The 12,685-nt window shown below is 70.0% G+C and carries 13 protein-coding genes; 9 read left to right on the top strand and 4 right to left on the bottom strand.

Annotated elements, in window-relative coordinates; translation table 11 throughout:
• A partial coding sequence (locus AOQ53_RS04355) for a family 20 glycosylhydrolase (protein ID WP_148640285.1) occupies positions 1 to 1,047 on the bottom strand: 1,047 nt, incomplete at its 3' end.
• Positions 1,048 to 1,338: 291 nt separating this feature from the next.
• Between AOQ53_RS04355 and AOQ53_RS04350 the strand changes: the two genes are divergently transcribed.
• The 6 genes from AOQ53_RS04350 (at position 1,339) to AOQ53_RS04325 (ending at position 6,431) form a co-directional block, all read left to right on the top strand.
• Positions 1,339 to 1,797 carry a 2-oxo-4-hydroxy-4-carboxy-5-ureidoimidazoline decarboxylase gene (locus AOQ53_RS04350; protein WP_059415123.1) on the top strand — a complete coding sequence of 153 codons (459 nt, stop codon included), beginning with the start codon at positions 1,339 to 1,341 and terminating at the stop codon, positions 1,795 to 1,797.
• Between the two features lie 256 nt (positions 1,798 to 2,053).
• Positions 2,054 to 2,434, top strand: coding sequence for a succinate dehydrogenase, cytochrome b556 subunit (gene sdhC, locus AOQ53_RS04345; RefSeq protein WP_031107855.1), 381 nt, complete (start codon positions 2,054 to 2,056; stop codon positions 2,432 to 2,434).
• A gap of 5 nt (positions 2,435 to 2,439) precedes the next feature.
• Positions 2,440 to 2,922 carry a succinate dehydrogenase hydrophobic membrane anchor subunit gene (locus AOQ53_RS04340; protein WP_059415121.1) on the top strand — a complete coding sequence of 161 codons (483 nt, stop codon included), beginning with the start codon at positions 2,440 to 2,442 and terminating at the stop codon, positions 2,920 to 2,922.
• 19 nt (positions 2,923 to 2,941) lie between these two features.
• Entirely contained in the window at positions 2,942 to 4,696 is a 1,755-nt protein-coding gene (gene sdhA / locus AOQ53_RS04335) for a succinate dehydrogenase flavoprotein subunit (protein ID WP_059415119.1), read from the top strand.
• Positions 4,696 to 5,475, top strand: a complete 780-nt coding sequence (locus tag AOQ53_RS04330) for a succinate dehydrogenase iron-sulfur subunit (RefSeq protein ID WP_059415116.1) — start codon at positions 4,696 to 4,698, stop codon at positions 5,473 to 5,475. The genes sdhA and AOQ53_RS04330 overlap by 1 nt, the downstream gene beginning before the upstream one ends.
• Positions 5,476 to 5,819: 344 nt before the next feature.
• Positions 5,820 to 6,431, top strand: a complete 612-nt coding sequence (locus AOQ53_RS04325) for a Uma2 family endonuclease (protein WP_059415115.1) — start codon at positions 5,820 to 5,822, stop codon at positions 6,429 to 6,431.
• A 3-nt stretch (positions 6,432 to 6,434) separates the two neighbouring features.
• Here AOQ53_RS04325 and AOQ53_RS04320 read toward each other — a convergent pair whose 3' ends face one another.
• Both AOQ53_RS04320 and AOQ53_RS04315 read right to left on the bottom strand, forming a co-directional pair.
• A complete protein-coding gene (locus AOQ53_RS04320; protein ID WP_059415113.1) occupies positions 6,435 to 8,906 on the bottom strand; it encodes a DUF4132 domain-containing protein in 2,472 nt (823 codons plus the stop codon).
• Positions 8,906 to 9,298, bottom strand: a complete 393-nt coding sequence (locus AOQ53_RS04315; RefSeq protein ID WP_059415112.1) for a hypothetical protein — start codon at positions 9,296 to 9,298, stop codon at positions 8,906 to 8,908. Before AOQ53_RS04315 ends, AOQ53_RS04320 begins: the two co-directional genes overlap by 1 nt.
• A gap of 119 nt (positions 9,299 to 9,417) precedes the next feature.
• Between AOQ53_RS04315 and AOQ53_RS04310 the strand changes: the two genes are divergently transcribed.
• The 3 genes from AOQ53_RS04310 to AOQ53_RS04300 are packed head-to-tail and all read left to right on the top strand — an operon-like array spanning position 9,418 to position 11,111.
• Positions 9,418 to 9,825, top strand: a complete 408-nt coding sequence (locus tag AOQ53_RS04310) for a hypothetical protein (protein ID WP_059415110.1) — start codon at positions 9,418 to 9,420, stop codon at positions 9,823 to 9,825.
• 12 nt (positions 9,826 to 9,837) lie between these two features.
• Positions 9,838 to 10,347 (top strand): thiol-disulfide oxidoreductase DCC family protein, encoded by a 510-nt coding sequence (locus AOQ53_RS04305; RefSeq protein WP_059415108.1) that lies wholly within the window; start codon positions 9,838 to 9,840, stop codon positions 10,345 to 10,347.
• Between the two features lie 17 nt (positions 10,348 to 10,364).
• Positions 10,365 to 11,111, top strand: a complete 747-nt coding sequence (locus AOQ53_RS04300; protein ID WP_059415105.1) for a TetR family transcriptional regulator — start codon at positions 10,365 to 10,367, stop codon at positions 11,109 to 11,111.
• Between the two features lie 9 nt (positions 11,112 to 11,120).
• Here AOQ53_RS04300 and AOQ53_RS04295 read toward each other — a convergent pair whose 3' ends face one another.
• Positions 11,121 to 12,662, bottom strand: coding sequence for an ABC transporter substrate-binding protein (locus AOQ53_RS04295; RefSeq protein ID WP_236711566.1), 1,542 nt, complete (start codon positions 12,660 to 12,662; stop codon positions 11,121 to 11,123).
• Positions 12,663 to 12,685: the final 23 nt, after the last annotated feature.

Genomic DNA, 12,685 nt, shown 5'->3' with positions numbered 1-12,685 from the left:
CTCCCGCGCGGCGGCGGCCAGCTGCGGGAACGACGCCTCCGGGTCGGAGCGCACAAGTGCCTGGTACTCGTCGCCGCCGAGGTGCCACGGCCCGCCGGGGAACAGATCCGCGTACTCGTTCAGCAGGTCGTCGACGATGTCGGCGCTCTCGGGCTTGGAGATGTCGATGGCCCCCTGCACCGCCGACCCCTGCGCGGTGCGCAGCTGGAGATCGGGGTGGGCGTCGAGGACCGCGCCGAGGTGCCCCGGGGAGTCGATCTCGGGCACGACGGTGATGTGCCGGCTCTCCGCGAGGTCGACGATCTTCCGCACCTGCGCCTTGGTCAGATGCTGCTGGGACACGATCTCCGGGTGCGAGTCGGACTCGATCCGGAACCCCTGGTCGTCGGAGAAGTGCAGACCGAGCTGGTTGAACTTCAGATCGCCCAGCTCCCGGACCCGGTCCTCGATCCAGCCGGCCGTGAAGTTCTTGCGCGCGATGTCCAGCATGAACCCGCGCTGCGCTTTGGCCGGCTCGTCCCGCACCACGCCCTCGGGCGCCGTGCCGCCGTCGTGCACCTCCTGCTTGAGGGTGCGGGTGCCGTAGAAGACGCCCGCGTCGGCGGGCCCGCTGATCTCCACCCGCCCGCCGCGCACGGTCATGACGTACGACTCCGGGTTCACACCCTTGTCCTCGTTCAGCGTCAGCCGTACGTCCCCGGCGCGCCGGTCGTCCTTCTCGCCCTCGTACGTCAGCCCGAGCTCACCGGCGATCAGCCGGCCCTCGTCGGCCAGCGCCGGGTCGTCCACGACGACGCGGTTCCCGCTCGCGGGACGCCAGCCCGGGCCGCGCGCCGCGGTGTGCTCGCGCACGGCGGGGATCGTCTGCGGCGCCTTGGACAGGGCGTACGAGCGGCTCGGACTCGGGGCGTCCTCCGGCGAGGTGCCGTGCGGGGCGGCCGCGGTCCGGCCCTGGGAGGATCTGGCCTCCGGCCCGCCGTCGCCGCCCGAGACCGCCCAGAGCCCCAGACTCACCCCGGCCGCGACCACGACCAGGGCCACGGCCATGGCCACGACCAGTACCTGCCGCTGCTTCACCTGCTTCGCCGGACCCCGGCGCCTGTGCTGACTCACACCCGCCAACCTAAGACCCGACCCCGTCCGGCGCGCGTCCACCACGCGTTCCGAATCTCTCTCTCCCGGATGAAATTCGGGCATCCGTCGGACACGTCATGGTCGCACTCGATAGCGTGACGTCACATCTCTCACAACATGCCCTGCCGACACACGTGACGCCCACGAGGACCCACGCTGCCTGCGCACCGTCTCCCAGACCTCCCCGGCCGACTCGCCATACCGGTGGAGCGCTTCAACGCAGCCTCGGCTCAGGCCCTGGAGCAGACGCTCCTCTCCTGCCTGCGCAGCCCCCGCTGGTCCCGGCGTGTCGCGGAACACCGCCCCTATCCGGACCTGAACTCCCTGCTGGCCGCGGCGGACGAGGCGGCCTACGACCTGACCTGGCCCGACCTGACCGAGGCTCTGGCAGCCGAGTCCCTGCCGACCCTCCCGCCGGACACCTACTCCGCGGCCCACACGGCCCTCAGTGCGGCCCACGCCGCCTACGAGGCCCGCTTCGGACATGTGTTCGTCATCTGCCTGGAGGGAGTTCCGCAGCGTGAATCCCTGGACCACATCCTCGAGGACATCCGGTCACGATTGACCAACGATCCAGAAGAAGAACGCGTGGTGGTGGCGGAAGAACTACGGCGCCTCGCACGGGCGCGGTTGGTCAGCGCCCTCAGGGGCGCGGGGCTGTGATCGATATGCGGCTACCGCCGCGTGGGCGCGGCCAACCACACGCGACCCGCACCCGGCCGATAACAGGACACCCCACCCCAGAAGCCGCCGAAGGCTAGCCCGTACGCATGCCAGTTTGATCACACAGCCAGACCCCGGCTCAGCCCAGCGGCAGCGCCTCGCTACGATGCTGGGGGCCGGTGGACCGTACCCGGCCGGGCCCGACCGACACACCAAGCCGGCGCGGCCCCAATCCCCGCTCCCGGAGGAAACTTCCGTGCCGGCTGGAACGCTGTACCGCGGCCGGGAAGGAATGTGGTCCTGGGTGGCTCACCGAGTCACCGGCGTCCTCATCTTCTTCTTCCTGTTCGTTCACGTGCTGGACACCGCACTCGTCCGTGTGTCGCCCGAGGCCTACGACACCGTCGTGGCCACGTACAAGACGCCGATCGTCGCGCTGCTGGAGTACGGCCTCGTCGCCGCCATCCTCTTCCACGCGCTCAACGGTCTGCGCGTCATCGCCGTCGACTTCTGGATCAAGGGCGCTCGCTACCAGAAGCAGATGCTCTGGACCGTCGTCGCCCTGTGGGTCGTGCTGATGCTCGGGGCGATCTACCCCGTCCTCGGCCACGCCGCTCGTGAACTGTTCGGGAGCTGACGCCAATGTCCACGACTGAGAAGACCGCTGCGGGCGTCGGCCCCGTCGAGGGCGGCGCCGTCTACACCGTCGACAACCCGGCGCCCCTCATCGAGGCCCCGCGCAAGCGCACCAGGAAGACCCCGAAGACCACCCGGGGCAACTTCGAGCTGGCCGCCTGGCTGTTCATGCGCCTGTCGGGCGTGGTGCTGGTCGTGCTGGTCCTCGGCCACCTGCTGATCCAGCTCGTGCTGGACGGCGGCGTCTCCAAGATCGGCTTCGCCTTCGTGGCGGGCCGCTGGGCCTCGCCGTTCTGGCAGGTCTGGGACCTGCTGATGCTGTGGCTCGCCATGCTGCACGGCGCCAACGGCCTGCGCACGGTCATCAACGACTACGCGGAGCGCGCGAACACCCGGCTGTGGCTCAAGGGCCTGCTCTACACCGCCACGGTGTTCACCATCCTGCTGGGCACGCTGGTGATCTTCACCTTCGACCCGAACATCCGCTAGGCACGGGGCTGCGAGAATCATGAAGATCCACAAGTACGACACCGTCATCGTCGGCGCCGGTGGCGCCGGTATGCGCGCCGCCATCGAGTCGACGAAGCGCAGCCGCACCGCCGTGCTCACCAAGCTCTACCCCACCCGCTCCCACACGGGCGCCGCGCAGGGCGGCATGGCCGCCGCGCTGGCCAACGTGGAGGAGGACAACTGGGAGTGGCACACCTTCGACACGGTCAAGGGCGGTGACTACCTGGTCGACCAGGACGCCGCCGAGATCCTGGCGAAGGAGGCCATCGACTCCGTCCTCGACCTGGAGAAGATGGGCCTGCCGTTCAACCGCACGCCGAACGGCACGATCGACCAGCGCCGCTTCGGCGGTCACAGCCGTAACCACGGCGAGGCGCCGGTCCGCCGCTCCTGCTACGCGGCCGACCGCACCGGCCACATGATCCTCCAGACGCTGTACCAGAACTGCGTCAAGGAGGGCGTGGAGTTCTTCAACGAGTTCTACGTCCTCGACCAGCTCATCACCGAGGTCGACGGCGTCAAGCGCTCGGCCGGTGTGGTGGCGTACGAGCTGGCCACCGGCGAGATCCACGTCTTCCAGGCGAAGGCCGTGATCTACGCGTCCGGCGGCTGCGGCAAGTTCTTCAAGGTGACGTCCAACGCGCACACGCTGACGGGTGACGGCCAGGCGGCGGTCTACCGCCGGGGCATCCCGCTGGAGGACATGGAGTTCTTCCAGTTCCACCCGACCGGCATCTGGCGCATGGGCATCCTGCTGACGGAGGGCGCCCGCGGTGAGGGCGGCATCCTCCGCAACAAGGACGGCGAGCGCTTCATGGAGAAGTACGCGCCGGTCATGAAGGACCTCGCGTCCCGTGACGTCGTGTCCCGCTCCATCTACACGGAGATCCGGGAAGGCCGCGGCTGCGGTCCCGAGGGCGACCACGTCTACCTGGACCTCACACACCTCCCGCCGGAGCAGCTGGACGCCAAGCTGCCCGACATCACGGAGTTCGCCCGTACGTACCTCGGCATCGAGCCGTACACGGACCCGATCCCGATCCAGCCCACGGCCCACTACGCGATGGGCGGCATCCCGACGAACGTCGAGGGTGAGGTCCTGGCGGACAACACCACGGTCGTCCCGGGCCTGTACGCGGCCGGCGAGGTCGCCTGTGTGTCGGTGCACGGCGCGAACCGCCTCGGCACGAACTCGCTGCTGGACATCAACGTCTTCGGCAAGCGGGCCGGCATCGCCGCGGCCGAGTACTCCCAGACGGCGGACTTCGTCGAGCTGCCGGAGAACCCGGCCGAGTTCGTGATCAAGCAGGTGGAGATGCTGCGCGACTCCACCGGCACCGAGCGCGTGACGACGCTGCGCCGTGAGCTCCAGGAGACCATGGACGCCAACGTCATGGTGTTCCGCACCGAGCAGACGATCAAGACCGCGGTCGAGAAGATCGCGGAGCTGCGCGAGCGCTACAAGAACGTCTCGATCCAGGACAAGGGCAAGCGGTTCAACACGGACCTGCTGGAGGCCATCGAGCTGGGCAACCTGCTCGACCTCGCCGAGGTCATGGCGGTCTCCGCGCTCGCCCGCAAGGAGTCCCGCGGCGGTCACTACCGCGAGGACTACCCGAACCGCGACGACGTCAACTTCATGCGGCACACCATGGCGTACCGCGAGGTCGGCGCCGACGGCTCCGAAACCGTCCGTCTCGACTACAAGCCGGTCGTCCAGACCCGCTACCAGCCGATGGAGCGTAAGTACTGATGGCTACCCCCGTTCTGGACAAGTCGGACGCGGCCGGAAAGCCCGAGCCCGGCTTCGCCGACTCCCCGTACATCACGGTCACCTTCCGCATCCGCCGGTTCAACCCGGAGGTCGCGGCGGAGGCCAGCTGGGAAGACTTCCAGCTGGAGATCGACCCGAAGGAGCGCGTCCTCGACGCCCTCCACAAGATCAAGTGGGAACTCGACGGCACCCTCACGTTCCGCCGTTCCTGCGCCCACGGCATCTGCGGCTCGGACGCGATGCGGATCAACGGCAAGAACCGCCTTGCCTGCAAGACGCTGATCAAGGACATCAGCCCCGAGAAGCCGATCACGGTCGAGGCCATCAAGGGCCTGACGGTCCTGAAGGACCTGGTCGTGGACATGGAGCCGTTCTTCCAGGCGTACCGGGACGTCATGCCCTTCCTCATCACGAAGGACACGAACGAGCCCACGCGCGAGCGTCTCCAGTCGGCCGAGGACCGCGAGCGCTTCGACGACACGACGAAGTGCATCCTCTGCGCGGCCTGCACCACGTCCTGCCCGGTCTTCTGGAACGACGGCCAGTACTTCGGCCCGGCCGCCATCGTCAACGCCCACCGCTTCATCTTCGACTCGCGTGACGAGGCGGGCGAGCAGCGCCTGGAGGTCCTCAACGACCGCGACGGCGTCTGGCGCTGCCGCACGACCTTCAACTGCACGGACGCCTGCCCGCGCGGCATCGAGGTCACGAAGGCGATCGCCGAGGTGAAGCGAGCGCTGATCACGCGCCGCTACTGAGATCGACCGCTAGTGCCCCGACAGGCAACGTTCGCCCCGTCGCGACGCCCGGCACGCACTCTCGCCGCACCGGCCGAAAGCCCAAGTACATCCAGTACGAGGACTTCCGGCCGGCACTCCCCCAAGCTCTTCGAGCAGGGGGTACCCCCAGAGCACGCACCGGACGCCGCTCCTTGACGGGCAAACGTTGCCTGCCGCGGCACTAGCTCATGAGGGCCCTGTTTCCGCTGGGAACGGGGCCCTCTGGCATATGCCACACCATCGGGTGAATGCAGCTGCGTAGGCCGCGCGGACGTCGTCCGGCCTACGATGATGCTCTCGACACCAGCCACGGGAGGCACCTGATGTCCGCTGCAGCCGTCGAGCGGCCTTACGGAAAGCGTCCGCTGATCGCGGAGGCCAATCGGCTCATGGAGCGCAACCCGGGCTACCGAGTCGAGATCATCGGAGGCCAGATCCTCGTGTCCCCACCCCCCGACGGCTCGCACGCGGTGGCCCTGACCGACCTCATGCTGCCTTTCGTGGCAGCGGGCCTTCACGGGCCGGACTCGAAGCTGGTTCAGGGCATCAGCCTCTGGCTGCCGACCGGCACGGAGGACTACGCGATCCCGGACCTGTCCCTGGTGGACGCCGACTACCGGGGCCACCTCATCGAGAACAACTGCTACGACCCCGTCTGCTTCCGCCTGGTCCTGGAGGTCACCTCCAGCAACTACCGAGCCGACCTGCGTACCAAGGTCACCGCGTACGCGGAGGCGAAGGTCCCCGTGTACGTCATCGTCGACCGCAAGCACCAGCGCCTCCACGTCCTCACCGAACCCGCCGGGGACACATACGCGAACCACCGTCCCCATGCCCCCGGCGAACTCGTCACGCTCCCCGACACGCTCGGTGCCGAGGTCACACTCGACGTCGCCGCGATCCTGTTGGCGGGTCGGCCGGGTTCGGGCGACTGAGTTTCACAACTGGCTCAGGATCGTCGGGTCTGTGATCTTCGTGTCCTCCGCCAGCATCATCGCCTTGCTCAGGATCACCGCCAGCATGCGGTCGCCCTCGTAGGGGAGGTATCCCGTCCGCGGGGCCGACGGGTCGGACTTCGGGACGATGCAGAGGTACTGGTCGTTCGGGGTCCTGAGGATGTTGCCCGAGCCCAGGTGGATCTTGTACGTGTGGCGGTCGCCCTTGACGTGGAGGAAGCGGCCTTCCAGGGTGCAGCGGTCGGCCATCGCCAGGCGGGGGACCAGGCGTTCGAGCAGGTGCCTGCGGGTCTCGGCGCTCTGGTTCAGTTCGCCGAAGCCGTACGACGTCCAGTACTCCCGGAAGCGGCCGCCGGGGCCGCCGTCCTGCCAGGTGGGGTCGTTGCCGATGCTGGAGACACCGACGAACAGGTCGACGTCGCGCAGGACTTCGGAGAGGACCAGGGGCGGAATGTCCTCCAGGGGGAGCGGGGCGACGGCGTCCTGGCCGGGGGCGAGCGACATGGAGTACTCGCCGCCGGAGCAGTGGGCCCAGTTCTCCGGGGCGTCGATCGGGTAGAAGCGGACCTGGTCGGTGCGCAGGCGCAGATAGGTGCCGGAGTCGGTGGTGTCGAGGCCGTACTCCTCGCCGTCGCCCTCGATCCAGTACTCGGCGCGCAGGCGCCACTGGGGCAGGTCGCGGGTGGCGGGAGGGGCCGAGTCGTCGACGCACAGGCGGAGTTTGTTGCGCCAACCGCGGAGCGCGGCCAGGGAGTTGAACTGGTGCTGGCGCAGGACGTGGGCCGCGAAGCGGTTGGAGTAGGTGCGCGTGGCGCGCTCGGCGTCGGTGAGCAGGTACACCTCGCGGTGGGCCTGTTTGAAGGGCTGGGTGATGCCGTGCCGCTCCAGCCAGTCGCGCCAGGCGATGATCTCGGCGGGTTCGCGGCCGACCGGGTGCCAGAGTTCGACCCGCGTGCCCTGGGTGAGCGGTTCGTCGGCCAGGGTCCGCAGCTCCCCGTCCGCGTAGCCGGCCATCCTGCCGTCGATCGTCCACAGCAGGCGGCGGGCCAGTGTGCCGACCAGGGGGTGGTCGAGGTAGCGCTCGCGCCAGAGGGCGTACGGCCAGCTGCGGCGGGCCAGGAACTGGCGGTCCAGGCGCTCGCTCTGCGCCGAGAGCATCTTGTCGATGTCCTTGACCAAGGTCTTCAGTTCCTTCAGCTCGTCGGCGTGGTCGCGCTTCACCGCCGCGGGCACGCTCTTGACCGGTTTGCCGGCCACGTTGCGCCAGCCGAGCACGGCCCGGGTGCCCTGGATCTCCAGCAGGGCGGTCGCCTCGCCGAGGCGGTGTGTCGCCCGGCCGACCTCCGTGAGCCCGTAGGCCGGGACCGCCAGTTCCTCGATCTCCTCGCGGCTGAGGCCGAGCGCGGTGGCCCGGGCCTCCAAGGCCGTGCCGAGGAGCTTGGCGGTGTTCTTGTACGTCACTCGCGTGGCCAGCCGGGCGAGTTCGGCGAGGGCGGCCTCGGAGTCGATGCGGGCGAGCGCGACGACGCCCGCGTTGGCGACCTTCGGGTTGCGGGGGCCGATACCCGCGACCTTCCGCAGTGACGTCTCCACCAGCGCGCCGAGGGCCCGGACCGTGCCGGGGTGGGGCGGCAGGAGGGAGAGGAGCCAGGCCAGGCCGCGCAGGGCTGTCGCGTTGTAGGGGTCGTAGGCGCTGTTGATGTCCGGCTCCCACGCGCGGGGCTCCAGCGGGAGGGTGCGGGGACGGCCGACGAGAGCGAGCCAGGACAGGAGCGTCTCTCGGACCGCGTCCGTGCCCAGCGTGTCCAGCAGGCCACGCGCCTCCTTGTCCCACTTGGCCGTGGGCTTGGACGCCGTGGCCGTCAGCACGTGCGTCAGGAGGGCCCGCCAGTCGGGGGTCGTGGCGTCGCGCATGGCCTGTTCGGCCCATGCCTCGCCGACGTTGAGGACGGGGTCGGTGAGCTGCCGGGCCAGCGCCGTCAGGTCGCCCGCGCGGTCGGCGTCGAGGGCTGCACGGCGGAAGACGGCCACGACGGGGGCGGACAGGGGGCGGCCCGCGGCCAGTTCGGCCCGGGCCAGGACGTCGAAGCGGGCCGCGTACCAGAAGGTCTGCCGCCGGGCCAGATCGTCCAGGGCACGGTGCCGCTCGGCGGCCAGTGGGTCGTCGTCCAGGCCTTCGGAGACCAGGCCGCACAGGGCGAGATGGCGGCAGCGGTCCTTCGTGTCGTCACCGGCCTGCCCGAAACGGTCGGCCAGGGCGTGCAGCAGCTCGCGGCGGCGCTCGGCCGGCAGGTCGCGGAGCTGGTCCAGGACCTGCCCCCAACTGCCGCCCCAGCTGCCGTGGCTGGATTCCACGACCCGCAGCGCCTCTTCGGCGACCCGGACCATGTCGCCCTCGGCGATCCTGTTGCGCAGCCGGTCCGCGTGCGACCGGGGTGTGCGGAAGGCGCTCATCAGCCACCGACCAGGGGCACGAGCTTCAGGAACGTGACCTCGGTGCCGAGCGTCAGCTCGATCTCCTCGTCCAGGTCGGTGACCTGACGGTCCCCCACCAGCACCAGGAAGCCGTTCCCCGCGAATGCCCGCAGGGCCAGGGCCGTCTGTGCCTCGGGGTCGATCCGGCGGGGCGTGCGCAGGGCGTACCCGTTCAGCACGCGCTCGGCGTCCTCGGGCTGCACGAGCCCCTGGTACACCTCCGGCGTACGGGCGTTGAACTCGGCGACCTCCTGGAAGACCCGGCGCCGGATCAACTCCCGCGCGGTCAGCCGCTCCTCGGCGATCTCCAGCCCCCAGGCCGCCCGCCGCTCCCCCGTTGTCGTCTCGTCGACGAACGTCACGATTGCCATGCCGACGACAGTACGAGGCACCACTGACAATCACTCGGGACCACGTGTTGAACATGTTCAAAAAGCGGTCTAGAGTCATCCCCGACAGCGTTTTGAACGTGTTCAAGAAGGGTGGGGCAATGGACCGCACGGTCATCGCCTACGTCATCTACCTGCTGGTCAGCGTCGGTCTGACCATCTGGGTGGCCCGCACGCTCAGCCGGAACGGCAGGATCTTCCTCGCCGACGTGCTGCACGGCAACGAGAAGCTCGCCGACGCCGTCAACCACCTCCTGGTGGTCGGCTTCTATCTCGTCAACCTCGGGTTCGTCGCGCTGTACCTGAGCGGCGACGAGACCATCACCGACACGCGCGGCGTCTTCGAGGCCCTGTCGACCAAGCTCGGCGTGGTGCTGCTGGTGCTCGGCGTGATGCACCTGGCCAACGTCTATGTGCTCAACCGGATCCGGCGCCGGGGCGCCATGGAGCGGGAGCAGGTGCCGCCGGTGCCGCCGCAGGGCTGGGTCGCCCCGTCGGCGCAGGCCTGAGCGGAGACCGGCATGAACGCACCCGCACCGGTCCGCCGGCTCACCGTCCTGTACGACGCCGAGTGCTCCCTGTGCGCGTTCCTGCGCGACTGGCTCCGGCGGCAGCCTCAGCTGGTGCCGCTGGAGCTGGTCCCGGCCGGTTCCGAGGAGGCCCGGCGGCGCCTTCCCGGCCTCGACCACGGCGCCACCCTCGACGAGATCACCGTCGTAGGGGACGCCGGGCAGGTCTATCGGGGCCCCGCCGCCTGGGTCGTCACCCTGTGGGCGCTGCGCGAGCACCGGCCGCTCGCCCACCGGCTGAGCACTCCGTCCGGCGCCCGGCTCGCCAAGGGCGCGGTACTGGCCGCCGCCAAGTGGCGCGGGGCGCAGTGGAACCGGGGGCAGCAGGGCGGGGCGCGGTGGGGCGGCCGGGTGTACCGGCGGGCGGACGGGTGGTCCTACGATCCGGCCCTCGGCTGGACCTACACCGCGCCGGGCTGCACCGACGGCACCTGCGCCCCTCACCGGGCGCCGGGGCGCTGACGTTAGGCTCTCTTCCCGTGCCCGCGAAGAACGACGGCCCCGACGACGGCGCCACCCCCAGCAAGTCCGAGCAGACCCGCGCCCTGATCCTGGAGACGGCCATGCGGCTGTTCCAGGAGCGCGGCTACGACAAGACGACGATGCGGGCCATCGCCACGGAGGCCGGGGTCTCCGTCGGCAACGCGTACTACTACTTCGCGGGCAAGGAGCACCTGATCCAGGGCTTCTACGACCGGATCGCCGCCGAGCACCAGGTGGCGGTCCGGGAGATCCTGGACCGGGAGACCGATCTGGAGGCCCGGCTCGCGGGTGTGCTGCGGGCGTGGCTGGACATCGCCGCGCCCTACCACGAGTTCGCGGTGCAGTTCTTCAAGAACGCCGCCGACCCGGACAGCCCGCTCAGCCCCTTCTCCCCGGAGTCGGAGCACGCGCGCGAGGAGGCCATCAGCGTCCACCGGGAGGTTCTGGCCGGGGCGACGAGGACCAAGGTGCCCGAGGAACTGCGGGACATCCTGCCCGAGTTGATGTGGCTGTCCCAGATGGGGCTCGTCCTCTACTGGATCTTCGACCGGACCGAGGGACGGGAGCGCAGCTACCGGCTCGCCGAGCGCGGCGCCCGGCTCACCGCGCGGGGCGTCGCCCTGGCCCGCTTCCGGGTGCTGCGGCCGCTGGTGCGCGAGGTGCACGAACTGTTCACGGACTTCCTGCCGGGGATGACGCGGGCGATCCCGGATCCGGCGGCCCCGCCTCGCTCCCGCTCCTGAGGCACGGCGTCAGATCCCGGTGAGTCTCCAGAGGCGGAACACGCCCGTGCCGTCCGACAGATACTGGCCGCCGCTGATGTCCTCGGTGGTGACGACGTACTCCTTGGCCTGCCACAGCGGCAGCACCGGCACGTCCTGGGCGACGGTCTGCTGCACCGAGCGGAAGTCCCGGTCGGCCTCGCCCCGGTCGGCGTAGCGCTGACTGTCCTTGATGAGCCGGTCCACGGTCTTGCTGCTGTAGCCGGTGTTCATGGCGCTGCCACTGCCGACGAGCGCGGCGCCGAAAGTGTCCGGGTCGGGGAAGTCGGCGACCCAGCCGACGGCGTACGCGTCGAGCCTGCCGCTCGCCCACCGCTTCTGGAAGTCGGTCCACTCGTAGCCCCGGAGGGTGACCTTGAACAGGCCGCTCGCCTCCAGCTCCCGCTTGATCTCGGCGGCCTCCTGCGCACCGGCACCGCGGCCCTTGGCGTAGCCGTAGGTGAAGCGGACCGGCAGGGTCACGCCGGCCCGGGCGAGCAGCTGCCGCGCCTTCTTCGGGTCCGGCCCGGGATAGTCGTCGAAGAACGAGGCGGTGTGCCCGGTGATGCCCGCCGGGATCAGGGAGTACAGCGGGTCGACGGTGCCGTCGTAGACGGTGGCGGCCAGCCGCTCGCGGTCGATCAGCCAGGCCATGGCCTGCCGGACCTTCGCATCGTGCAGGGGCTTGCCCGCGCGGGTGTTGAAGTACAGGTTGCGGGTCTCGGAGCCGTCCGCCTCGAAGACGCGCTGCGTGGGGTCACTCGGGTTCAGGTCGGCGAGGACGCCGGGCGGCAGCTGGCGGGTCGCGACCTCGACCTGTTCGTCCTTCCAGGCGGTGTCCAGGGCGCCGGGGGTGGCGTAGTAGCGCAGCGCGACCGGCCGGTCCGCGCCCCCCTTGACGGCGCCCTGGTAGCGGCTGTTGGGCGCGAGGACCGCCTTGTCGTCCTTCGTGTAGGAGGTGAGGGTGTACGGGCCGGTGCCGTCGACACCGTCGCCGGTGCGCAGCTTGGCGGCCGGGTAGGCGGTGTGGTCGACGATCGAGCCCGCGCCGGTGGCCACCTTGAACGGGAACGTGGCGTCGGGCGAGGACAGGTGGAAGGTGACGGTCAGCCCGTCGGCGTCCACGGAACGGAGAGTGTCGAGCAGGGACGCCGGGCCGACCGGGGACTTGATCTTCATGATCCGGTCGAAGGAGTACTTCACGTCCTCGCCGGTCATCTTCCGGCCGCTCGGGAAGGTGAGTCCTGAGCGCAGTTCGCAGCGGTACGTGGTGAGGTCGCCGTCGGCGAACGCGCAGCTCCTGGCCGCGTCCGGCACGGGTGTGGTGCCGCCCGGGGCGAAGGTGAGCAGCGACTGGAACACGTTGCTGAACAGCGCCCACGAACCGGCGTCGTAGGCGCCGGCCGGGTCGAGGGACGTGACGGCGTCCGTCGTGCCGACCGTGATGGTCGTGCCGTCCTGCTTCGACGGCACGAGCTGCCAGGCGCCCACCGCCACGGCCGCCAGGACGAGCAGTCCCGCGAGTATCCGCATGCGAACCGATCGCATCGGCCTTG

It is taken from the genome of Streptomyces azureus (assembly GCF_001270025.1).
Taxonomy (GTDB): Bacteria; Actinomycetota; Actinomycetes; order Streptomycetales; family Streptomycetaceae; genus Streptomyces; species Streptomyces azureus.
The sequence above is the reverse complement of the archived record's forward strand: the minus strand, read 5'-3'. Positions and strand labels throughout refer to the sequence as shown.

Excerpts from the sequence above, each read along its gene's own strand:
- AOQ53_RS04305 (WP_059415108.1), top strand. The coding sequence starts at position 9,838 with ATGAACGCACCCGCACCGGTCCGCCGGCTCACCGTCCTGTACGACGCC.
- AOQ53_RS04340 (WP_059415121.1), top strand. The coding sequence starts at position 2,440 with ATGTCCACGACTGAGAAGACCGCTGCGGGCGTCGGCCCCGTCGAGGGC.
- AOQ53_RS04320 (WP_059415113.1), bottom strand. The coding sequence starts at position 8,906 with ATGAGCGCCTTCCGCACACCCCGGTCGCACGCGGACCGGCTGCGCAAC.
- AOQ53_RS04295 (WP_236711566.1), bottom strand. The coding sequence starts at position 12,662 with ATGCGGATACTCGCGGGACTGCTCGTCCTGGCGGCCGTGGCGGTGGGC.
- AOQ53_RS04330 (WP_059415116.1), top strand. The coding sequence starts at position 4,696 with ATGGCTACCCCCGTTCTGGACAAGTCGGACGCGGCCGGAAAGCCCGAG.
- sdhA (WP_059415119.1), top strand. The coding sequence starts at position 2,942 with ATGAAGATCCACAAGTACGACACCGTCATCGTCGGCGCCGGTGGCGCC.
- AOQ53_RS04310 (WP_059415110.1), top strand. The coding sequence starts at position 9,418 with ATGGACCGCACGGTCATCGCCTACGTCATCTACCTGCTGGTCAGCGTC.
- AOQ53_RS04315 (WP_059415112.1), bottom strand. The coding sequence starts at position 9,298 with ATGGCAATCGTGACGTTCGTCGACGAGACGACAACGGGGGAGCGGCGG.
- AOQ53_RS04325 (WP_059415115.1), top strand. The coding sequence starts at position 5,820 with ATGTCCGCTGCAGCCGTCGAGCGGCCTTACGGAAAGCGTCCGCTGATC.